This is a genomic window from Sulfuriferula multivorans (assembly GCF_003851125.1).
GTDB lineage: Bacteria > Pseudomonadota > Gammaproteobacteria > Burkholderiales > Sulfuriferulaceae > Sulfuriferula > Sulfuriferula multivorans.
Genome location: NZ_BGOW01000010.1, coordinates 96,679 through 118,439, shown reverse-complemented (window position 1 = coordinate 118,439; position 21,761 = coordinate 96,679). Strand labels below are relative to the sequence as shown.

General features: G+C 57.3%; 29 protein-coding genes. 17 read left to right on the top strand and 12 right to left on the bottom strand.

All coding sequences use genetic code 11. The features are described from left to right. The first annotated feature begins 1 nt into the window (after position 1). The 8 genes from EI185_RS06195 (at position 2) to EI185_RS06160 (ending at position 6,284) form a co-directional block, all read left to right on the top strand. Complete coding sequence (locus EI185_RS06195; protein WP_124704257.1) at positions 2-1,207, top strand: type II secretion system F family protein; 1,206 nt, start codon at positions 2-4, stop codon at positions 1,205-1,207. Then, on the top strand, positions 1,204-2,739 hold the full coding sequence (locus EI185_RS06190) for a hypothetical protein (protein ID WP_124704256.1): 1,536 nt from the start codon (positions 1,204-1,206) through the stop codon (positions 2,737-2,739). Before EI185_RS06195 ends, EI185_RS06190 begins: the two co-directional genes overlap by 4 nt. Next, positions 2,736-3,353 carry a hypothetical protein gene (locus EI185_RS06185; RefSeq protein ID WP_124704255.1) on the top strand — a complete coding sequence of 206 codons (618 nt, stop codon included), beginning with the start codon at positions 2,736-2,738 and terminating at the stop codon, positions 3,351-3,353. The genes EI185_RS06190 and EI185_RS06185 overlap by 4 nt, the downstream gene beginning before the upstream one ends. After that, a complete protein-coding gene (locus tag EI185_RS17985) occupies positions 3,350-3,850 on the top strand; it encodes a hypothetical protein (protein ID WP_189836311.1) in 501 nt (166 codons plus the stop codon). The genes EI185_RS06185 and EI185_RS17985 overlap by 4 nt, the downstream gene beginning before the upstream one ends. Positions 3,851-3,852: 2 nt before the next feature. Further along, positions 3,853-4,806, top strand: a complete 954-nt coding sequence (locus EI185_RS06175; protein WP_124704254.1) for a hypothetical protein — start codon at positions 3,853-3,855, stop codon at positions 4,804-4,806. 2 nt (positions 4,807-4,808) lie between these two features. Then, positions 4,809-5,573: a type II secretion system protein gene (locus EI185_RS06170; protein ID WP_124704253.1), complete on the top strand. Its 765-nt coding sequence runs from the start codon at positions 4,809-4,811 to the stop codon at positions 5,571-5,573. A gap of 100 nt (positions 5,574-5,673) precedes the next feature. After that, positions 5,674-6,000: a type II toxin-antitoxin system RelE/ParE family toxin gene (locus EI185_RS06165; protein WP_124704252.1), complete on the top strand. Its 327-nt coding sequence runs from the start codon at positions 5,674-5,676 to the stop codon at positions 5,998-6,000. Then, positions 5,997-6,284: a helix-turn-helix domain-containing protein gene (locus tag EI185_RS06160; RefSeq protein ID WP_124704251.1), complete on the top strand. Its 288-nt coding sequence runs from the start codon at positions 5,997-5,999 to the stop codon at positions 6,282-6,284. Before EI185_RS06165 ends, EI185_RS06160 begins: the two co-directional genes overlap by 4 nt. A 60-nt stretch (positions 6,285-6,344) precedes the next feature. Here EI185_RS06160 and EI185_RS06155 read toward each other — a convergent pair whose 3' ends face one another. The 11 genes from EI185_RS06155 to EI185_RS06105 all read right to left on the bottom strand — a co-directional run bounded on the left by EI185_RS06155 (position 6,345) and on the right by EI185_RS06105 (position 12,696). Further along, a complete protein-coding gene (locus tag EI185_RS06155) occupies positions 6,345-6,794 on the bottom strand; it encodes an REP-associated tyrosine transposase (RefSeq protein WP_223247703.1) in 450 nt (149 codons plus the stop codon). A 151-nt stretch (positions 6,795-6,945) separates the two neighbouring features. Beyond that, entirely contained in the window at positions 6,946-8,667 is a 1,722-nt protein-coding gene (locus EI185_RS06150; RefSeq protein WP_124704250.1) for a sensor histidine kinase, read from the bottom strand. 256 nt (positions 8,668-8,923) lie between these two features. Continuing rightward, positions 8,924-9,229, bottom strand: coding sequence for a hypothetical protein (locus EI185_RS06145; protein WP_124704249.1), 306 nt, complete (start codon positions 9,227-9,229; stop codon positions 8,924-8,926). Further along, on the bottom strand, positions 9,210-9,491 hold the full coding sequence (locus tag EI185_RS06140) for a BrnT family toxin (RefSeq protein ID WP_124704248.1): 282 nt from the start codon (positions 9,489-9,491) through the stop codon (positions 9,210-9,212). Before EI185_RS06140 ends, EI185_RS06145 begins: the two co-directional genes overlap by 20 nt. A gap of 153 nt (positions 9,492-9,644) precedes the next feature. Next, positions 9,645-9,863: a hypothetical protein gene (locus tag EI185_RS06135; RefSeq protein ID WP_223247702.1), complete on the bottom strand. Its 219-nt coding sequence runs from the start codon at positions 9,861-9,863 to the stop codon at positions 9,645-9,647. Between the two features lie 141 nt (positions 9,864-10,004). Continuing rightward, positions 10,005-10,265 (bottom strand): helix-turn-helix domain-containing protein, encoded by a 261-nt coding sequence (locus EI185_RS06130; protein WP_124704246.1) that lies wholly within the window; start codon positions 10,263-10,265, stop codon positions 10,005-10,007. Between the two features lies 1 nt (position 10,266). Beyond that, positions 10,267-10,551 carry a type II toxin-antitoxin system RelE/ParE family toxin gene (locus tag EI185_RS06125; protein WP_124704245.1) on the bottom strand — a complete coding sequence of 95 codons (285 nt, stop codon included), beginning with the start codon at positions 10,549-10,551 and terminating at the stop codon, positions 10,267-10,269. Between the two features lie 186 nt (positions 10,552-10,737). Then, positions 10,738-10,950, bottom strand: coding sequence for a type II toxin-antitoxin system HicA family toxin (locus EI185_RS18395; RefSeq protein WP_124704244.1), 213 nt, complete (start codon positions 10,948-10,950; stop codon positions 10,738-10,740). Beyond that, positions 10,947-11,156 carry a type II toxin-antitoxin system HicB family antitoxin gene (locus EI185_RS06115; protein ID WP_124704243.1) on the bottom strand — a complete coding sequence of 70 codons (210 nt, stop codon included), beginning with the start codon at positions 11,154-11,156 and terminating at the stop codon, positions 10,947-10,949. Before EI185_RS06115 ends, EI185_RS18395 begins: the two co-directional genes overlap by 4 nt. Before the next feature lie 121 nt (positions 11,157-11,277). Then, positions 11,278-11,811, bottom strand: coding sequence for an REP-associated tyrosine transposase (locus tag EI185_RS06110; RefSeq protein ID WP_124704242.1), 534 nt, complete (start codon positions 11,809-11,811; stop codon positions 11,278-11,280). 63 nt (positions 11,812-11,874) lie between these two features. Beyond that, on the bottom strand, positions 11,875-12,696 hold the full coding sequence (locus EI185_RS06105) for a hypothetical protein (RefSeq protein ID WP_124704241.1): 822 nt from the start codon (positions 12,694-12,696) through the stop codon (positions 11,875-11,877). 443 nt (positions 12,697-13,139) lie between these two features. Here EI185_RS06105 and EI185_RS06100 point away from each other — a divergent pair, with 443 nt between their 5' ends. Then, on the top strand, positions 13,140-13,793 hold the full coding sequence (locus tag EI185_RS06100) for a type II secretion system protein (protein WP_124704274.1): 654 nt from the start codon (positions 13,140-13,142) through the stop codon (positions 13,791-13,793). Between the two features lie 140 nt (positions 13,794-13,933). Here the strand turns inward: EI185_RS06100 and EI185_RS06095 are convergent, their stop codons facing one another. Continuing rightward, entirely contained in the window at positions 13,934-15,904 is a 1,971-nt protein-coding gene (locus tag EI185_RS06095) for a monovalent cation:proton antiporter family protein (RefSeq protein ID WP_124704240.1), read from the bottom strand. Between the two features lie 101 nt (positions 15,905-16,005). Between EI185_RS06095 and EI185_RS06090 the strand changes: the two genes are divergently transcribed. From EI185_RS06090 to ptsN, 8 genes are all read left to right on the top strand, one after another. After that, positions 16,006-17,001 carry a KpsF/GutQ family sugar-phosphate isomerase gene (locus EI185_RS06090; RefSeq protein WP_124704239.1) on the top strand — a complete coding sequence of 332 codons (996 nt, stop codon included), beginning with the start codon at positions 16,006-16,008 and terminating at the stop codon, positions 16,999-17,001. Beyond that, positions 17,001-17,540: a KdsC family phosphatase gene (locus tag EI185_RS06085; protein WP_124704238.1), complete on the top strand. Its 540-nt coding sequence runs from the start codon at positions 17,001-17,003 to the stop codon at positions 17,538-17,540. The genes EI185_RS06090 and EI185_RS06085 overlap by 1 nt, the downstream gene beginning before the upstream one ends. Continuing rightward, entirely contained in the window at positions 17,537-18,109 is a 573-nt protein-coding gene (lptC, locus tag EI185_RS06080; RefSeq protein ID WP_124704237.1) for an LPS export ABC transporter periplasmic protein LptC, read from the top strand. The genes EI185_RS06085 and lptC overlap by 4 nt, the downstream gene beginning before the upstream one ends. Continuing rightward, positions 18,093-18,698, top strand: a complete 606-nt coding sequence (lptA, locus tag EI185_RS06075; RefSeq protein ID WP_124704236.1) for a lipopolysaccharide transport periplasmic protein LptA — start codon at positions 18,093-18,095, stop codon at positions 18,696-18,698. The genes lptC and lptA overlap by 17 nt, the downstream gene beginning before the upstream one ends. Beyond that, on the top strand, positions 18,695-19,417 hold the full coding sequence (gene lptB / locus EI185_RS06070) for an LPS export ABC transporter ATP-binding protein (protein WP_124704235.1): 723 nt from the start codon (positions 18,695-18,697) through the stop codon (positions 19,415-19,417). The genes lptA and lptB overlap by 4 nt, the downstream gene beginning before the upstream one ends. Positions 19,418-19,500: 83 nt before the next feature. Beyond that, positions 19,501-20,940 (top strand): RNA polymerase factor sigma-54, encoded by a 1,440-nt coding sequence (locus EI185_RS06065; protein WP_124704234.1) that lies wholly within the window; start codon positions 19,501-19,503, stop codon positions 20,938-20,940. Positions 20,941-20,958: 18 nt separating this feature from the next. Then, entirely contained in the window at positions 20,959-21,294 is a 336-nt protein-coding gene (gene hpf, locus EI185_RS06060; protein WP_124704233.1) for a ribosome hibernation-promoting factor, HPF/YfiA family, read from the top strand. Between the two features lie 9 nt (positions 21,295-21,303). Next, the gene (ptsN, locus tag EI185_RS06055) at positions 21,304-21,759 is read left to right on the top strand and encodes a PTS IIA-like nitrogen regulatory protein PtsN (protein ID WP_124704232.1); all 456 of its coding nucleotides are present in this window, start codon (positions 21,304-21,306) and stop codon (positions 21,757-21,759) included. Positions 21,760-21,761: the final 2 nt, after the last annotated feature.

Below are 21,761 nucleotides of genomic sequence, written 5' to 3'. Positions count from 1 at the left end.
CATGCCCTACTTCAGTTACCGCGCTATTGACCAGCTAGGCCGCAGCAATCGCGGCAGCCTGTCTGCGGCCAACGAAGTCGATCTGGAATTGCGCTTGCGCCGCATGGGCCTGGATCTGGTCACGCTGCGCCAGATGGACAGCCGCGCCAGCAGCTTTGCCCGGGGCGCAGCCAGCCGCCGCGACCTGATCACCTTCTGCTTCCACCTCGAACAAATCAGCCGCGCCGGCATTCCCATTCTGGACGGTGTGCGCGACCTGCGCGACAGCATGGACAACCCGCGTTTCCGCGACATACTCACCGCACTGCTGGAGGACATGGAAGGCGGCAGACTGATGTCGCAGGCGCTGGCTGCACACCCGGCGGTGTTCGATACCGTCATCGTCAATCTGGTCAAGGCGGGCGAACAGACCGGCCTGATGCGTGAAGTATTTGAAAACCTCGGCAGCAGCCTCAAGCGCCAGGATGAACTCGCCGCGCAAACCAAACGCCTGCTGATCTACCCGGCCATTGTTCTGAGCATGGTAGGCATCATCATCCTGCTGCTGTTGCTGTTCCTGGTGCCGCAGATTGCCGATCTGATCAAGAACATGGGCGTCGCCCTGCCCATCCAGACCCGCGTGCTGCTATGGCTATCCCAGGCTCTGCGCAACTGGTGGCCGTTGTTCCTGATCCTGCCCGCGGCGCTCGGCAGCGCCCTGTTCGTCACCCTGCGCGCCAGCGAACGCGCACGCTTCATTGCCGACGACGTCAAACTGCGTCTGCCGGTAATCGGCCCCATCCTGCAAAAAATTGCGTTGGCGCGCTTCAGCAATTTCTTTGCGCTGATGTACCGTTCCGGCATCACCATACTCGACGCCCTGCGTGCCGGCGAAGATATCGCCGCCAATCGGGTGATCGCGGATGCTATCCGTCGCGCCTCGGCGCGCATCGGTAATGGCGAGGGGCTGACCGAAAGCTTCCAGAGCCTGAGTGTGTTCCCGCCACTGGTGATCCGCATGTTGCGTGTTGGCGAAACCACCGGCGCGCTGGATAGCGCGCTGGAAAACGTGAGCTATTTCTATACCCGCGAAGTTTCCGAATCCATCGATAAATCCCTGAAAATACTGGAACCGGCATTGACTGTGGTACTCGGTCTGGTCATGGCAGTCATCGTCGGCTCGGTGCTGTTGCCGATGTACGATGTGATCGGCAACTTGAAGCTATGATATTCACCTCGCAACTGCTGGTTTATGTGTGCGCCTGGAATATCACGGTCGCCTGCCGGCGTGCCGGCAAACTGCGCCTGATCGGACAATTCGACGCTGACGAAGGCGGACGGCGCGCCTTTGCCGCCACGCTGCAAATATTTAAAGGCAGCCCGGTATCGGTGATGGTGGATAGCGTGGACGAGGACTACCGCCTGGAAACGCTGCCCCACGTCATCGGCAGTGCGCGGCGCGAGATGCTGGAACGCCGCCTGCGCCAGGTCAGCCGCAATGCACTGTTTAGCGCCGCCTGGCCGCAAGGTCGCGAAACCAGCGGACGCCATGATGATCGTTACCTGTTCATCATCCTGAGTAATCACGATGCGGTACGCCCATGGCTGGATTTGCTGCACCAGCATGGCGTGCATCTGGCGGAGCTGACCGTATTGCCCGCCATCAGCCACGTCTTGTTGCAGCGTATCGGACCCGCCGAGCCCCATGTCCTGCTCGTATCCGAGCATAGCGGCGGCTTGCGCCTGTCTTATTTCGAACATGGCAATCTGCGTTTCTCGCGTCTTACCGCACCGGAAAGCACCGATGGCCGCGCTCCGGATATCGCCAGCGAGATCAACAAAACCGATCTGTATCTGAACAGTCAGCGCCTGATGCCGCGTGACGCGCAGCTTGCGGTATATGTTCTCGATCCGGGAAACAGTTACACCAGCCTGTGCCGCGATATCAACAACGAGAACAAAAATCTCATCAGCCAGACAGTCGGTTCCGCCGCATTGGCAAAACAGGCCGGCGTGGACGAGTCGCTGCTCCACAAGACGGTAGATGTGACGTATCTGGCCGTATTGGGGCGCAGACGCGCAGCGGTCAATTTGGCTCCTGCCACCTATACCCGCGGTTATGCGCATTTGCTGTTGCGGCATAGACTTTACACGGCGGCTTTTGCCGTGCTAGTGACCACACTCGCCTTGAGCGGCTATCTTTTCGCACGCCAGCATGATCTCGAACAGCAACGCCTGATCACCCAGGATCGCATCCAGAAACAAGCCGGCCTGTATCGCGCAGTACAACTGGCGCTTCCGCAAGCGCCCACGTCGCCGCAAAACCTGAAACGTGTTGTCGAGACCGCACGCGCGTTGTATGCCGCACCTCGACCCATGAGCGATTTCGCCCGTGTCAGCCAGGCGCTGGAGGCGGTTCCCGAGATTGCAGTCCTGCGCCTGCACTGGATCGATCACGACGGCGCCGATAGCACCACACCGCAACCTTCTGCCACAGGAAAAACGACCGTTCCGGTTTTGCGCGCCTTGTATTTCGAAGGCGAAGTCACTCCCTTCCAGGGTGACTATAAAGCTGCATTAGCCAGCATCGAACATTTTGCCGCCACCTTGCGCAGCGACCCCGGCGTTGCCGAAGTACAAACTCTGGCTTTGCCGATAAACACCGACCCGACTACCACGCTGGATGAATCCCTGCGCACCGGCAGCAACGCGCCGAACGCGCGTTTCAAGCTCAAACTGCTCATGAGACCAACGCAATGAAAGTAGTGCTGGAAAATCTCAAAGCTGCGCGTCTGGCGCTACTCGCATTGTTGATGGCCGTCGTGCTGGGCGTGTTGCTGGTGCACTACGCGCTGCAAGCCGAACAGGCCGCCCAGCAACGCCTGGGACAGTTGCAAATGGCGCTCAACGAAGCGCAGCGCAAGCTGTCGCAATCCGGCAGCGAAAAAGACCTGGTGCAGCAATACCTGGACGCCTACCACGCCCTGCAAACACGCGGCTTTATCGGCCCCGATCAACGCCTTGCATGGCGCGACGCACTGGCCGATGCCGGGCGCCGTCTCGCCATCCGCGACCTGAAGTTCAGCATCGGCCCGCAGCAAGCCTACACCGGCGTGGTGCCGGTCGATGTCGGCACGATGGTATTGCATGAAGCGCCTGTCCATCTGACCGGCCAGCTATTCGACGAAAACGATCTGGCGCGGCTGATCGACCTCCTGGCCAGTCAACCCAACGGCATTCTGGGTGTGCGCGACTGCGAACTGAAGCGCGGCAGTATTCAACTGCCCAGCCCGGGCGACCCGCAACTGCAAACGCAATGCAGCTTCGCCTGGTATACCTTGAGCCCCAGCTTACCCGGCGGGAGTGCACCATGAAGAAGTATGTCTTCAGTCTGCTGCTGTTCGGCCTGGTGAGTCCGGCATACGCCACCAGCCTGTCAGGACGCCTGTTCTACACCCCGGCCCAGCGCGCCCAGATCGAGGCCGGGCGCAATCGCGGCACACCCTCCCCTGCAGACACCGTCCCCGACGCGGGAGATACGGTCTACAACGGCTATGTGGCGCGCAGCGACGGCAGCACCACCTTCTGGATAAACGGCCAACCGCGCCGAATGCAGCCTGCGTCAGGTACGCCGGGCAAGCTCAAGCTGCCCGCCATCCCGGCGCTCAAACCGGGCCAGGAATTCAACACCCAGTATGGCCGGATACTCGAACCCTACGAGCGCCCGGCTCCCGCAGTGCCAACCGTGCAATCCGCCGTTCCCGCCGCACGTAAAACGCAACGCAGCCCGTTGCCGGACGGCGATGACGCACCCGGCGACTCATCCAATGAGGGCGACTCGGCCCAGCCGCCCGCCGCCAGCGAACACTAATCATGCGCACCCCGCCCTCCCTGCCCAGGCAGCAACGCGGCGCTTTGCTGATCCTGCTGGTGATTGCGCTGGGCGTCCTCGCGATAACCCTGTTCGTCGGCATGCTGTCGAGTTCGGCAATACAGAATGAGCGGGACAAGAAGACCGCAGCCGCGCTGGCGGAGGCGAAGACAGCGTTGATCGGGTGGTCAGCTTCGCGTTCAAGCAATACTAGTAATTACACACCCGGACAACTCCCCTGTCCTGAAGATTTGAGTCTTATAGGCTCGCCCAATGAAGGAACAGCTGCCAGTTCATGTACGCTTCCCGCAATTGGTCGCCTACCATGGAAGACCTTGAAAGTGGGAGACATTCGCGATGGTTACGATGAAAAATTATGGTACGTCATTTCCAATGGCTTCCGCGTCCCTCCTATCAATAGCGGCGTTTCTCAAGCACAGCTGACAGTTGATGGCGTGCCAAATAGCGCTGTAGCTATTATTTTCTCACCAGGGCCGCCTCTTTCCGGGCAGGTGCGTCCCATTCCAACAGCCACCTCACCGCCGCTCATCAGTAATTACCTGGAAGGCAGCAACAATGACGGTGACAATCAATTCGTGACCCAGGGTCCAGCAGGCACTTTCAACGATAAATTACTAGCCGTGACACATCACGACCTGTTTTCCGTGGTGGAACGGCGCATCGCCAATACCATCATTGGCACCACTAGCACGCCCATCATGGGCTTGCGCTATTATTATGCAAACAATTTACCCTCTCCGGCTTACCCTTCCAGCCCTCTTGATTACGATCAATTAAATTTCGACACCTACACAAAAAACATGCTGATCAACAATCGCTGGGACACCGTGGTGAGCTATACAACCCCCAACAGCAATTTGGCGCAACTTGTTTTGCCGCTTTACTGTACCGCCAGCACAGCATCCGGGCAGACAGGCATTATTACCTGTCTCTAATTATGTCCAAGTCAGCCCCCGTTCTCTCGTTTCCGCTACTATCCGCACGAGGCTTTACGCTCATCGAAATGGCTATCGTGCTGATTATTCTCACGCTAGTCGTTGGTGGCGCGCTGGTGCCGCTCGGCGCCCAGATTGAGCAGCGCCAGCGGGCTGAAACTCAAAGAACACTGGATGAAATCAGAGAAGCCCTGATTGGCTATACGTTGACTCACGGCGTGTTGCCCTGCCCATCCACTGTCTCTGCTGGAATACCGGATGGCAACGCAAACCTGAATACGAAATGCGGGCTTTCTACGTATGGCATTGCAACAGGCTATATTCCCTGGGTTACGTTAGGTGTAAATAACAAGGACGCCTGGAATAATTTAATCCGGTACGCAGTCGCTACAAAATTTGCCGATACCAGCAACCCCTTTACGCTGGATACCACATCACTTAACTCAACTAATACGATCACTATTCAGACTCGCGATACAACCGGAACAATAGTCACGATCAGCTCAACAATACCGGCGACTGTGTTTTCGCTAGGCAAGAATGGTTACGGTGCGCTGAGTGCCGATTTCATTGCCCAAAGCAGTGTGCCAGCCAGCAATCTGGACGAAAACCAGAATATAACCTCTGGTTCTCTCACCTACTTTAGCCGCACTCCAGCCCCAGCTGGCACAGCCGCGACAGTCGGCGGTGAATTCGACGACATGGTTGTCTGGATTTCCCCCAACATCCTCTACAATCGCATGGTCGCTGCCGGCAAGTTGCCATAGGTTTTACTGCGGCTGATTGCCCAGCGTAAACCTTCACGGTTACTTATCAGCTGCATCACGCAGCCCTTGTGCACCATATCCAAACAGATATAATTGCCTCATGAAACCTGTGCAATTCCTCGGTGACTCCCTTAAAAGTCTGCGCGATTTCCCGGGCGACGCAAGGCAGGATGCGGGACGTCAGTTGGACAAGGTACAGCGCGGCAAGCAAGCGGATGATTTCAAACCGATGCCGTCAATTGGCAAAGGGGTCGAAGAAATACGAATATGGGATGACGCAGGCACGTTCCGGGTGATTTACACGGCACGTCTGACCGATGCGGTGTATGTTCTTCATGCTTTTCAGAAGAAGACGCAAGCCACATCGAAACGAGATATCGACATCGCGAAGGTGCGCTTCGCCCAACTGATGAGAGGTGAGAAATGAGCAAGCCCAAGACCGAAAGCTACGCCAGCGTGTGGGATGCGATTGCCGATACGCCCGAGGAAGCGGCGAACTTGCGGGTTCGCTCCGAACTGATGGACAAGATCACCGCGCTCATTGAAGAAAACGGCTGGACGCAGGTTGAGGCGGCGAAACGTTGCGGTGTGACTCAACCGCGCATCAGCGATTTGCAGCGTGGCCGTATTTCGCGTTTCTCGCTCGATGCGCTGGTGAACATCGCTACCGCACTCGGCTGCCGTGTGCATGTCGAGCTTGAGGCGGCTTGAGCTTTCCGAAACTCTGCAACGCGTAGGGCGCAATAACCGAAGGGCATTGCGCCGCATGAGTCAATCTACATAACCCACGCCATCCTCATCCCCGCCCGCCCAGTCTCGCGGATAAACGCCTTCCGACACCAGCCGGTGAAACGTCGAGTAAGGCCAATCCGCTACGCGTTTGACCAGGCCGTGTTTCAGCGGATTGATATGCACATAGTCCATGTGCGCCCGAAAGTCCGCCTCGTCCCGGATCAGGTGTTCCCAATAGCGCCGCTGCCAGATACCCCGCTCACCGCGTGCGGCGCGCGCCTTAGATAGCCTCTCGGTACGGGGAAGCGCCTTGGAAAACCCCATCTTGATCAAGCGCCATCGCGTCGCGAAATCCGCATCCCCGGGCGGCAGTTCAATCACGCAATGCAAGTGATCTGGCAATACCACCCAGCCGTGAATCCGGAACGGATGACGTTTTCGTACCGAACGAACCACCTCGCGCAGCACATCGACATGCTGGGTCAGCAAGTCATTGCCGTACCGTTGCAGCAGGTTGACGGTGAAAAAAAAGTGCCGCCCGGATGCCAGGCGCGACGATAATCAGGCATGCCGGCAGTATCGCGGGGTGAGACATGCGGCGCAATGCCCTTCGGTTATTGCGCCCTACCGGACTTAGGTTTTACTGCGACTGATTGCTCAGCGTAAAGCATACTTCACCATCCCGATTACTCGCCAGCCGCAGCATGTAGCCAAGTTGTGCCGCTTGCTTCCCAGCCTGGTACAGGCCTATCCCCAGACCATGTTCCGAACCTACCGGGGCATCGAACAGATGCGCCGCCACCGCATCGGGTGCCGCCTCGCCACTATCACATACGCTCAACGTGATCTGCTCCGCGCATTCCAGACGCACGCTGATGCTGACCGATTTATCTTCCTGGCGCTTGCGTAGCGCGTTGCCAAGCAAATTGTCGAGCACGCTGTCGAACAGGTCCTGCGGCAGTGAACAGCCGAGGGCGGCAGGATGCATGACGAATTCGATGTTGTCGCGCGCATAGTGCTGCAGCACGCGTTCCCACCACAGGGCGGCGCCGATCAGGCTGTCGTCGGCCTGCTGCGGGGCTTTTAACTTGTCCAGGGTGCCTTGCAGGCGTTGGGTCATTTGCGGCAACTGGCGCTGCATCAGGGCTTGCAGTGCTTCGGCTTGTTCCGGGTCGCTGTTCTGCGCGGCGGCCACCAGGGTCTTCATGGATTGCAGCAGATTCTTGACATCATGCGTGAGGCGCGCGCCGGTCTCATAAATCGCCTGGGTGTAAGCGTTGTGCTGCAATTTCTGCTCGCGCAATTTGGCCTGATAAAAATAACCGAGCAACTGCGACAGCAGACTGGCATGAATTTGCAGCGCAGGTGAAATCGGGCGTTGGGTGTACCAGTGGAGTTCCAGTCCGTGGTAAGTGAAGTTGAGCACATGCGCTGTCTGCGTGCCAAAATTGCTGCTGCTTTTGGCAGTGGCCCAGCTTCCGCCTGCCAGCCAGGGCAGGTCGTCGAGACTGGCCACCGCAGCGCGGATAAATGCCTCGGGGTCGTGCTGATATTCTGCCTGCCGCGCGAGGTGCTGTATCCATTGTTCGAACGGCAGCCCGACCGATAACAGGTATCGCGATAGCAACTGGCTCAGCCCGCCAAACCCGGCGCGCGGATTCCACAGCCAGCTCAGCACCACCAGCAGCATGGCCATTGCAATCAGCATCTCGGCCAGCGCGATCAGATAATCGGTTTGCGTCACCGCAACCACCGCAAAGCTGCCCAGCACCAACACCAGCACCATCAGGAACAACATCAAGCCGTAGAACAAATCCACCACGCTGATCTGCTGCACCTGTCGTGCACCGGGACGAATCAGCACGATCGCCAGCGGCAGTGGAATCAGCCCGTAACGCACGACGACCGCCACTGCCGAGTGCAACTGATTGGTACTGAATACGTGCGGCATGACCCAGGCCAGCAACAGGGCGAGCAGGTAGGTCAGCGCCAGCAGATAAACCAGGCGCTGGGGGCGCGACTCGACGCTGGTGGCATTGGAACCCACCAGGCCGATCAATACCGCCACCCACAACGCCAGTATCCACCAGCTCCAGAACACCAGCAGCATCGCCGCAGCGAAAATCAGCGCGGCAATACGGGGATCCAGCTTCTTGTCTCCGCCAACCAGGGGTTGCCAGAGCAGAAACAAACCGTAATGCGCAAGCAAAAAGGGGCGGGTCCAGTAAGCGTCGTTACCGAACACCACAGAAAAATGCAGCATCAGCAACATCAATCCAAGCCAGAGGTTGGGATGGATGTCGGGCAGCTGAGTGGCGAGGCGGAAACGCGTCGACACGGGCTTTGCGGCTTGTTCAGTCAATTAGCGACACCATAATCTTGAGACCATTCATCCTGAAAATCGCAATTCAAGCCACAGAGGGCACAGAGAATATTTACGGCAGCCAATCGTTATGCGTGTTGGGCGACAAAACACCCCTCCCTGCGAACCCCAGCGCCTCTGTGAACTCGTGTTCTCTGTGGCTAACTGATTTTTTCATGTTATGCATGATTGTTCCGGCTCCATTCTCGCATTCCGGCAGTATCGCGGGGTGAGGCGTTCGGCGCAAGCCCGCTAGTTATTGCGCCCTACCGGGCTTGCGAGCGGCCCGTGTCGGGCGAGGGGTTAGGGGTTCTGCATAAGTATCCACGTAAGTGTCGATGAGCTTCCGAATCATGCGCTGATACTGCGTGTGGTGTTTTGAAGCCTCGGACTTGAAAAAGTCGACACTTTTCTTGCTTAAAGCAATGGTGACCTTTACCCCTTCTTCGCGGAACGCCAGTTCTTCCGGCGGGGGGAGAAAGTCCCGCACAACCTTGGCCTCGATAGGCTCGCTGGTGTATTTGATTTTAGCGGAACCCGCTTTACTCGTTTTCGTGCTCATAAATTGCCTTTCCTTTCCGCCAATAGCCGGCGCCAAAGATGCGAATAACGCCGCCACGATAAGTAAAACGGACCGTGAGAATGCCTCCGTTAACCTCGCCGAAGCAAAAATAACGCTGCCCGCTTTTGCTGTGTGCAAGGTCTTCCGCTATGACCCGGTTGTGATCGGCAAAAGCATACTGGGCCAAAGAAAACGATACCCCGTGTCTGCTCTGGTTTTCTGCATCCTTGTCTGCATCCCACTCAAACCGGGTCTTCTTCATGGGTTCATGACTAGCACAGGACAACAGTTGTTGCCATATAAACGTATGGGGAAAAGGTGGCGTTGAGCCTGCTATCCGGGATAGCGCGTAGGGCACAATAACCGAAAAGCATGCACCCTACTTGGACTGGAATGATGGGTTGGGCTTGGACAGTTAGCCACCTTCGACGGTGCCATCTTTAATCTTGTTCAATTGGATACGTGCTTGATGAAGGAGTTCATTAAGCTGGCTTACCTGGGAATATAAATTCCCGTGAGTTTCATTGGCAAGCCTTCGTCCCATCTCCTGAACAACGACAAACAGATCAGACAATTCGTCAATTGTTTCACGCCTTTCACCTTCCCTTGTTCCGTTCCCTGACATGGTGGCCACCCTTTCCTGAATGAGGCACAGCCGTTGTGCCACAAAGAAAATTAGAAATCGGATTCGCTATTTATAAAATAGCATATGTGCATGGCGTAGCGCCCATGCATGCCAACCGAAGCCTCTTCTCCAGCGCGTAGGGCAATTGAGTTATGCGGCAACCTCAACAGGAACCTCCCAACCAGGGAAAACCAGCACTGCGGGATGGCACTTGAGGGCGCGGGCAAGAACCTTGGCGCGCTCGACGCCGAGATTAACCCGGCCGTTCTCAATCGCGGAAATGGTGGCTTGAGGAATGCCCGTGAGTTCGGAAAGCTGACTTTGGCTCAGTTCCTGGAGTTCGCGCAGGATACGGACGGATTCACCGACAGAAACTTCCACTCGTTTCTTGGCAGGACGATAATTCTTCATATCAGGGCCTCCGGTAATCATGGGCAGTAACTTGAACAACCTGAATCAGCAGCACGCCGGCAGCAACCTTATAAATCACTCTCCATTGGAGCCCGAGCCGGGAAGAGCGGTGCCCCTTCCACTCACCGGACAGTGCCTCGTCGTGAAACCCCGTGATCACTCGTAATCCGGGTGGACCCGAAAGCCGGGCAATGTCTTTCCATTTCTCGTACCTCTTGAGTACATCAATAGGCACGCTGCCCGAAAGCTGTTTGTCGACCCGGCGGTGTTCTTCGATTCGCCACATATCATATTATGTATATCCTACATATGGTATGTCAACAGACATGGGGCGCATACAGCATATCGTTCGCGAGTCGACGTTGAACGGTTGTCATGCCTTACCCTTGAAAAACCGCCAGGCATTCGGCGCAATGCCCTTCGATTATTGCGCCCTACCGGGCTGAGCGTCCGGCTGAATACCGGGTTGGGACTATAAGTCGCGAGGAGACAGCCCCGTATGCTTTGCGATGCGAGCCAACATCCTGGGACCAATCTCTTCACCATCGTGAAAGGCAAACACATAGTCGGTGAATCCAGGACGGCTAAGCGTTCTGTGAGAACCTGACTGGCGTTTGATTTCCCAGCCGAGTCGCAACAAGGCAGAGAGAACTCGCTTTGCTTTGGCCGAGGGCCACTGGCTCATGCAGCAACAGGGATGGAAATATTAATTGCGATCGCCCGGCTTTCGCCATGCTCAAGACGCTCTGCGATAACGCGGAGTGCGAGCGCCTCGGCCTTGGACATGGCTTCCTGAGCGTTAGCGCCATAAGCCAGGACGCCTGGCAGCTCTGGCACCTCAGCCAGCCAACGTCCGTCATCTTCCTGTTCGTGCACTATAGTGAAATTCATGATCCTGCTTCCGACGTTTTTGCTCAAGGCGATATTCTACGCCCGGGTGATCTAAACCCCCAACGCTGCCCATAACCGGCAGCGCGTAGGGCGCAATAACCGAAGGGCATTGCGCCGCATGTCAATCGGTGTAATTCACCCCGGCCTCGTCCCCGCCCGCCCAGTCCTGCGGATAGACGCCTTTCTCCACCAGCCGGTGAAACGTCGAGTAAGGCCAACAATCCGCCACGCGTTTGACCAGGCCGTGTTTCAGCGGGTTGATATGTACGTAATCCATGTGCGCCCGAAAATCCGCCTCGTCCCGGATCAGGTGTTCCCAATAGCGCCGCTGCCAGATGCCCCGCTCACCGCGTGCGGCGCGCACCTTCGATAGTCTCTCGGTACGGGGGAGCGCCTTGGAAAATCCCATCTTGATCAAGTGCCAGCGCGTCGCGAAATCCGCATCCTGCGGCGGCAGTTCAATCACGCAATGCAAATGATCGGGTAATACCACCCAGCCGTGAATCAGGAACGGATAACGTGTTCGTACCGAATGAACCACCTCGCGCAGCATATCGACATGCCGTGTCAGCAAGTCATTGCCGTGCCGTTGCAGCAGGTTGACGGTGAAAAAATAAGTGCCGCCCGGATGCCAGGCGCGACGATAATCAGGCATGTCGGCAGTATCGCGGCGTGAGACATGCGGCGCAATGCCCGTTGGTTATTGCGCCCTACCGGGCTAATCATCTTTCTCGGCGTGATGCCTGCCTGAACAGTAGTAGCAACGCGACTCCATCTGACCATCCTCGGTTTCCCAGTAATCGAGCTCACCCACAATTGACTCGACTCCACAAATGTCGCATGTGGCTGGAATATCGTCGCTTTCCTCGTTACCACAGAACGTGCATTTAAAGCCTGTTGTCGATTGATCGTTGACAACGAGTGTTGGGTTTCCACAGCTTGGGCACTCTAACCGTACGACAGTGGTGTCTCCCGAACTGTAGTGCGGCGTGTTTGCATCTTCGATTTCTTCGGCTTCCTTGATTGCCTCACGAAGTCGAAACTCATACTCGTTGGATAGAACGGTGAAGGTAGCAATAATGCGCTTTGGAATAGAGGACGCAATATCAACATTTGTGTACTCATTGATGAATTCCATTAATGATCGAAACAGTCGTCCGATCGTTGTTCGGACTTCTGGCACATCCATTGAGAACTTGTGGTGCTCAATGTCGTTCCGAAGGCGCTTTAGCCACTCAAGATCTGCCCGAAACGCTTTGCTGAGAGCGTCGGCAGATTCGTTGTTGATGAAATTGACAGCGTCCCACAGCGTAATCGTCTTTGTTCGGTCAAGCTTCTGCGAAAAAGGATCTTTGTAGATGAGAAGAGGGTGTTTCTCCGCAACGTGATACTTGAAGATCAATTCGACAAAGTGCGACATGTGAAGAACAGCGAACTTGTACGCCTTGTGTTCTCCGCTTTCACCTTCCTCGTACTTGCCCAACGCTTCGGCGAGGCTGTCGAGAGCATTTTCCAGAAGATCAAGCTGGTGCGTAGCCATATTTTAAGTATCTAACGGCTGTAGAAAAACTACTTGAGAGGTCGGGTAACCTTGTTCTCTGGGGTCGCTTGACCCTTCCCCAGTCCATGATTGTTGAATACAGCGCATTTTGAGAGGTTGGATTTTTCTCATCGCAGGTCCAATTTTTCATCAGAGGGTTTTTAACGCATTCTATCACCCCAAACCTTATCGGCATGGTCTCTGGATGACTGCGCTTAGCAGGGGAATGGGCTGGATGATACGTTAGATTTTTGACAATTTTTCGCCACACCTGTCGAGAACTCGGCAATCGCACCCATCCGTACAGAGCTTGCCTTAAAAATACAAATAAATTCACTTTAAAAACAGCCTGTTAAAAACATCATGGCCGCCACAATATGGCGTGATTCTTGCAGGGAAATTTATCACCCATCATATAGCCGGGATATATACCAATGAAAAACATGCAAAAACAGAACGGATTCACACTGATCGAGATCGCCATCGTGCTGGTGATCATCGGCCTTTTGCTGGGAGGCGTAATGAAAGGCCAGGAGTTGATCAATAGCGCGAAGGTAAAAAACCTCGCGACTGACTTCAGGAACATTCCCGTGTTCATCTACGGCTATCAGGACAAATTCAAGGCGCTGCCAGGGGATGATGCCGGGGCGGTCGCTCATGTAGGTGGCACCTTGGCCACCACACCAGCAAACTCACAGGGCAACGGCTTGATCGACGGCAACTGGAATAGCACCACTACCACAGACGAGTCTTACCTGTTCTGGCAGCATATTCGCCTTGCTGGTCTGGCTCCAGGCTCAACAATAACTGGTGCCACTGACTACATACCCAGAAACGCAGTGGGCGGACAAATCGGAATAACCAACGCGGCCAATTCCCCGATTACTGGGTTAAAAGGGTCGTACATCATCTGTTCAGACGGAATATCCGGAAAATTCGCCAAACAACTTGATACCACTATGGATGACGGCAATACTGCCACTGGTTCCATGATGGTAACTGCAACTGGTACCACTACTGGCGGAACGCCGATTCCCACTACGGGCACCGGAGGTATTGTTGACGACACTACTTACCTGGTGTGCATGGGCGTTTAATACAAGTAAACCAGTGTGACTCAAGCCCGCTTCGGCGGGCTTTTTTATTGCAGTCCCTCGTAGAAGTGCGCATAAATTGTAGCCCTCCAACGCATTCCTCCGTGTTCTCCGTGGCTAAATGCTTTTCCAGACTTACTTGGTCACCCCTGCAACAATCGTATCTCCGCCGCCGCCAGATTTTCGGGTATCCCGCGCAGCACCAGCACATCGCCCGCCAGCACTTGCGTTTCCGGGTGCGGGTCGAGGCCGCGAATATTGCGGCGGCGCACGACGATGACTTCCACGCCCAGTTCCAGCACGCCGGTTTCGTCCAGGGTTTTGCCGGCCGCCGCCGCCTGCTCGGTAATCAGCACCGACAGCAGGCGCGGCTGGGCGATTTCCGACAGCTCCGCCTCCTCGTCGGTCGCGCCGCGGAAGAATCCGCGCAGCAATCCATAGCGCTGTTCGCGCACGCCGCGCAGTTTTTTCAGCACGCGGGTAAGCGGCACGCCGAGCAGCAGCAGGGCGTGGGAAGCCAGCATCAGCGAGCCTTCCAGCACCTCCGGCACGACTTCGGCGGCGCCCGCCTGTTTCAGCGCATTCAGATCGGTGTCGTCCACGGTGCGCACGATCACCGGCAGGTCGGGGCGCAGCTCCTGCACCACGGCGAGGATTTTCATCGCCGCCGGCAGGTTGGCGAAGGAGACCACCAGCGCGCGTGCGCGATTCAACCCGACGGCCTTGAGCACTTCGCGCCGCGCCGCGTCGCCGAACACCACGTTCTCGCCCGCTGCAGCCGCCGCCTTGACGCGGGTGGTGTCGACGTCCAGCGCAATGTAGGGGATGTCCTCGGATTCCAGCAGGCGCGCCAGGCTTTGCCCGCTGCGGCCATAACCGCAAATGATCAGGTGCGCGTCGGCAGCAAAACTTTTCACTGCGATGTCGTGCAGTTCCCTGGCACGGCCCGCCCATTCGCCGCCGCACAAGCGCCCGGTGATGGTATCGGTATACTGGATAATGACGGGCGCGATCATCATCGACAGCACCACCGCGGCCAGCACGATTTGCAGGGCGGCGCCCTGAATCAGGTTCAGGCTCCCCGCCTGCGCCAGCAGCACGAACCCGAATTCGCCGCCCTGCGCGAGGCCCAGCGCGGTGCGCATGGCCACAGGCGACTCGTTGCCGAACAGGCGCCCCAGCCCCCACACCAGCGCGGCCTTGAACAACACCAGCGCGGCCAGCACCAGCACCACCCAGCCCAGATACGCCCACACTGCACGCAAATCCAGCAGCATGCCGATGGTGACGAAAAACAGGCCGAGCAGCACATCGCGGAACGGCTTGATGTCGTCTTCCACCTGATAGCGAAACTCGGTTTCCGAGATCAGCATGCCCGCCAGGAATGCGCCCAGCGCCAGCGACAATCCGGCCTGGTCGGTGAGGTAGGCCAGCCCGAGGGTGATGAGCAGCACGTTGAGCATGAACAGCTCGGAGGATTTGTGACCGGCCACCATGCTGAACCAGGGGCGCATCAATTTTTGCCCGACGAACAGCAGCACGAACAGCACCACGGCGGCTTTGGCGCTCGCCCAGCCCAGATCCACCCACAGGTTTTCGCTGCCTGCCGCCAGTGTCGGCGTCAGGATCAGCAGCGGCACCACGGCCAGGTCCTGAAACAGCAGCACGGCGATCATCTGGCGGCCATGCTGGGATTGCAGTTCCAGCCGCTCTGCCAGCATCTTGCTGACAATGGCGGTGGACGACATCGCCAGCGCACCGCCCAGCGCCAGTCCGGCCGCCCACGGCAACCCGGCTCCCCAGGCCACTGCCATCACCAGCAAAATGGACACCATGACCTGCGCGCCGCCAAATCCGAATACCGTGGTGCGGATGGCTTTCAGCTTGGGCAGGCTGAACTCCAGGCCGATGCTGAACATCATGAACACCACGCCGAATTCGGCCAGATGGCGCGTTTCCTGGCTGTCGGGTATCCAGCTGAAGGCGTGCGGACTCACCAGGATACCCACCAGAAGGTAGCCCAGCATGGAGGGTAGGCGTAACGCGCGAAACAGCGCCGAAACGATCACGGCGGCAGCGAGCAGAATCAGGACGAAGCCCAGGGTAGTATGCATAGCCTCAAGATTAGGGGCTACGCGCAACTACCGCAATAGCGGGGGCGTCTTGTATACTCCACCAGTATTCGAAACGTCGCCAAAACAACATAATGACCGTCATGCACGATACCTCTCCGCCCAAATTCGACCATGCCGCCGCCCTGACGCTGGCGCGCCGCGTACTCAGCATCGAGGCGGACGCGGTGCAAGCCATGCGCGATCGCCTGGACAGCAGCTTCACTGCAGCCATGACGTTGATCCTGGCGTGCCGGGGACGCGTGGTAGTCAGCGGCATGGGCAAGTCCGGGCACGTCGGCAACAAGATTGCCGCCACCCTGGCCAGTACCGGCACGCCGGCTTTTTTCGTGCATCCGGGCGAAGCCAGCCATGGCGACCTGGGCATGATCACCGCTGAAGACGTGTGCATCGCATTGTCCAATTCCGGCGAGAGCGCCGAACTCACCAGCATCGTGCCGCTGATCAAACGGCGCGGCGCGCGCCTCATTTCCATGACCGGCAACCCCAACTCCACGCTGGCGCGCGAAGCCGACGTGCACCTCGACGCCAGCGTGGCGCAGGAGGCCTGCCCGCTCAACCTCGCCCCGACCGCCAGCACCACCGCGGCGCTGGCACTCGGCGATGCGCTGGCGGTCGCTTTGCTGGAGGCACGCGGTTTCAGCGCCGACGACTTCGCACGCACCCACCCCGGCGGTTCGCTGGGGCGCAAGCTGCTGGTGCACGTGCGCGATGTGATGCATGCGGGCGATGCGCTGCCGCATGTAACTGCCAATGCCTTGTTACCGGAGGCACTGCTGGAAATGACCCGCAAGGGACTGGGCATGACGGCGGTGGAAGACGACAACGGCCGGTTGATCGGCATCCTGACCGACGGCGATTTGCGCCGCGTGCTGGAAAAAGCCATCGACATCCGCATCACCCCCATCCATCAGGTGATGTCCGCCAACCCGCGCAGCATCGGCGCCGATGCGCTGGCCGTCGCCGCGGTGGAAAAAATGCAAAGCCACAACATCAACGGCATGCTGGTGGTGGATGAGGATAACCGGCTCATTGGCGCACTCAACATGCTCGACCTGCTGCGCGCAGGCGTGGTCTGATGCAAAAACATACCCTGGATATCGCACACCAACGCGCCCAGCCAATCAAGCTGGCGATCTTCGATATAGACGGCGTGATGACCGATGGCAGCCTGTTTTTTGACGATGACGGACGCGAATACAAGGCTTTCAATTCGCTCGATGGTCACGGCCTGAAAATGCTCAAAAGCACCGGTGTGGATACCGCCATCATCACCGGGCGCAGTTCGCAAGTGGTGACCCACCGTGCGCACAACTTGGGCATCGCTCATGTATACCAGGGTGTGGACAACAAACTGGAGGCCTACCTGCATCTGCTGGAGAAATTGGGCCTGTCGGCAGCACAAACCGCCTATATGGGCGATGACGTCATCGATCTGCCGGTGCTGATCCGCTGCGGCCTAGCCATCACGGTGCCGGCAGCGCCGGCCGTGGTCAAGCAGCATGCGCATTTCACCACCCTGTTGGGCGGCGGTTGCGGCGCGGTGCGCGAAGCCTGCGAATTCATCATGCAGGCACAGGATACTTACGCACAAGTCATCGCCCATTACCTGCAATGAATTATCGTGCTGCCTTCTGGTTTCCCATTGGTCTACTTGCAGCCCTGGCGGGTCTCTCGCTCTGGCTGCAATACGCGCTGCAGGCACCCAATGCCGGAACCCCCCTTACCCGTAAACACATTGCCGATTATATTGTGGAGAATTTCAATGCCACGCGTACCGACCTCGCCGGCAAGCCGGAAAATACGCTAAGTGCGCGCAAAACCGAACATTTTCTTGACGACGATACCACGCAACTGGAAGCGCCCGACTTTACTGCATTCGACAAACAAGGCGGCACCGTGAATGTACGATCCGCACATGGGTTTGTGTCCAGCAAGGGCGACATCATCATCTTTACCGGCAAAGTGATACTGGTGCGCGACCTGCACGATGCACAAGGCCCGCTTACCCTGACCACGGAATACCTCAAGGTGATACCCAAGCAGCACCTGATGCTGTCCAATCGCCCTACCGTGGTACAAGGAAAAAATATCCTCATCCATGCCGGCGCCCTGCAATTGAATAGTCAAACCCGCGAACTGCTACTCTCTCATCACGTCAAAACCCACTATGAACCCATCCATTAAATCTCCGTTCGCAGCCGTATTGCTGCTGCTGACCCTGCTTCTGGCGGGTGGTCCTGCGCTGGCCGAAAAGGCCGACCGCAGCAAACCCGTCAACATCGAAGCAGACAGCGTCACCGTGGATGATCTGCGCAAGGTCAGCGTTTATCTCGGCAATGTAGTGCTGGTGCAAGGCACCATGACCTTGCACGCCGACAAGATTGTGGTGCATCAGGATGCGGAGGGCTTCAACAGCGCCACCGCCTATGGCAACCCGGTCAGTTTCCGCCAGAAGCGCGATGGTGTGGATGAATATATCGAGGGCTATGCCGATCGCATGCAATACGATGGCAAACTCGGCACGCTGCAGCTATTTGACAACGCCCATCTCAAGCGCGGCGCCGACGATTTACGCGGCAGCTATATCTCCTACAATTCCAATACGGAATTTTTTGAAGTCAAAGGCGGCAACAATACCGCCGGCTCACCGTCCGGCCGCAAGGGCAGGGTAAGCGCGGTAATCCAGCCGAAACCTGCCAAACCTGGCCCGGCAGCCCCCGCTACAGTACCGCTGCCACCCAAACCGACCAATGGCATACAGAAGAACCCATGAGCGAACTCAAGGCAGAACACCTCAGAAAGAGCTACCAGTCGCGCCTGGTAGTCAAGGATGTATCACTGGAAGTGCACAGCGGCGAAGTCGTCGGCCTGCTCGGCCCCAACGGGGCCGGCAAGACCACCTGTTTTTACATGATCGTCGGCCTGGTACGGCTGGATGCCGGACATATCAGCCTGGACGACAATAATCTGGGCGCCATGCCGATCCACCGCCGCGCCGCATTGGGCTTGAGCTATCTGCCTCAGGAAGCGTCCATTTTCCGCAAGCTCACGGTGGCGGAAAATATCCGCGCCATCCTCGAGCTCAAGAATTATTCCGAAGCCGAGATCGATACCCATCTCGACAACCTGCTCGAAGACCTGCACGTCACCCATCTGCGCGACGCCCCCGCCATCAGCCTGTCCGGCGGCGAACGGCGGCGCGTGGAAATTGCCCGCGCGCTGGCGATGAATCCGCGCTTCATCCTGCTCGACGAACCCTTCGCGGGGATTGATCCGATTGCCGTGCTGGATATCCAGAAACTGATCCGCTTTCTGACCGAGCGCGACATTGGCGTCCTGATCACCGACCACAACGTGCGTGAAACGCTGGGCATCTGCGACCGCGCCTACATTATCAACGAAGGTACCGTGATGGCTGCTGGCAAGCCCGATGAAATCATTTACAATGAAAATGTAAGAAAGGTTTATCTGGGCGAGCATTTCCGCCTGTGATCTCCGCTTTCCTCAAGTAAACAGCAACTATTCCGTAGATAATCTTAATAGTACGCAGCAGGCTTGGGACCTGATACCCAATCATGAAACACAGTTTACAACTCAAGCTATCACAGCATCTCACGTTGACGCCACAGCTGCAGCAGTCTATCCGGCTGTTGCAATTGTCCACGCTTGAGCTGAACCAGGAGCTGGAGCAAATGCTCCAGGACAACCCGTTGCTGGAGCGCGTGGACAATCTGGATGACGGTGAAACCCATATCAACGGCAGCGATCCCGAGCTGCGCAGCGAAGCGCCTACCGAAACCAGCAGCGTGGCCGACAATACTCCGGAGCCGGAAACACGCGAACTAGGCGACATGGACTGGGAAAGCGAGGGCAATTACGGTACGCCCGATGACGACGACGAAGACCGCGATTATCAGCAACCCTCCCTGGAGGCCACTTCGCTGCGCGACCATCTGTCCTGGCAGCTGAATCTCACCCCCTTGTCGGAGCGCGACAAGCGCCTGGTGCTGCTGTTGATCGATGCGTTGGACGATGGCGGCTATCTGACCCAAAGCCTGCAGGACATTCTCGAAATGCTGCCGCCCGAACTGGAAATCGAGCTCGACGACCTGCAGATCGCGCTTAAAAACCTACAAAATCTCGAGCCCACCGGCATCGGCGCGCGCAACCTGTCGGAATGCCTGACTCTGCAATTGCTGGCGCTGCCGGAGGATACGCCGCATCGCGATTGTGCGCTGACCATAGCCAGCACGCATTTGAACGAGCTGGGATCGCGCGACTATAGCGGGCTGAAACGCAAGCTGCATTGCGATGATGATGAGCTACGCGTGGCACGCGACCTGATTACGCATCTCAATCCCAAACCGGGGGCGTGCTTTGGCGAATCGGATACGCGCTACATCGTGCCGGATGTCATTGTGAAAAAAGTCAAAGGTCTGTGGGTGGCGAGCCTCAACCCCGACGCCATGCCCAAACTGCGCATCAACCGCATGTACGCTGACATTCTGTCGCGCAACCGCGATAGCAGCCATCAGCACCTGGCCAGCCAGATGCAGGAAGCCAAATGGCTGATCAAGAACGTCATGCAACGTTTCGACACCATCCTTAAAGTATCGCAAAGCATTATTGACCGCCAGCGCCATTTTTTCGAGCACGGCGAAGTGGCCATGCGCCCTCTGGTGTTACGCGAGATTGCCGAGGTCGTGGAACTGCACGAATCCACCATTTCACGCGTCACCACGCAAAAATTCATGATGACGCCGCGTGGCATTTATGAACTTAAATACTTTTTCGGCAGTCATGTCAGTACCGAGACCGGCGGCGCCTGCTCTGCCACCGCCATCCGCGCGCTGATCAAACAGCTGGTCGCCGCTGAAAACAGCAAGAAACCCTTATCCGACGGACAGATTGCAGACCTGCTCGGCCAGCAAGGCATCGTGGTGGCACGCCGCACCATTGCCAAATACCGGGAGTCCCTGCAAATATCGCCCGCCAGTCAGCGCAAGTCGCTTTAACCGCATGAAAGGAACAACATGAACCTCACCATCACCGGTCATCATCTGGAAATCACCCCCGCCATTCGCAGCTATGTTGTCTCCAAAATGGATAAAGTCAAACGTCACTTCGATCATGTCATCGACATCAACGTCATCATGACTGTGGAGAAACTCAAACATATCGTGGAAGCCAACGTTCACCTGCGCGGCAAGGATATTTTCGTGCAGGCCGAAGATGCCGACATGTATGCAGCGATTGACGGCCTCACCGACAAACTCGACCGCCAGGTAGTCAGGCACAAGGAAAAACACGGCGATGTCCATCAGGCGCAAGGTGCCGTCAAACATCAAGCTTCTGACATACCCGAATAACCGGACAACATGAATCTGATTCTCCCGCTGCTGCCACCTTCACACATCCAGCTGGATGTAGAGGTCAGCAGCAAAAAGCGCCTGTTCGAATACATCGCTGCGCTGTTTGAAACAAGTATCGCGCTGCCGCACGCTACGATTTTCGACAGCCTGCTGGCGCGCGAGAAACTCGGCTCAACCGCACTCGGCCATGGCATTGCCATCCCGCATGGCCGCATCAAGGGCCTCAAACAGGCCAGTGGTGCACTGCTGCGCCTGCGTACACCGGTTGAATTTGATGCCCCTGACAATGCACCCGTCACCATCCTGTTCACCCTGCTGGTCCCCGTGCAGGCCAATGACCAGCATCTGCAAATCCTCGGCGAACTGGCACAAATGTTCAGTGACAGGCACTTGCTCGAAGCCTTGGTGACGGCTCCCGATGCGGCGTCCGTGCATGCTTTGATCGCAGCCTGGAGCGCCTGATG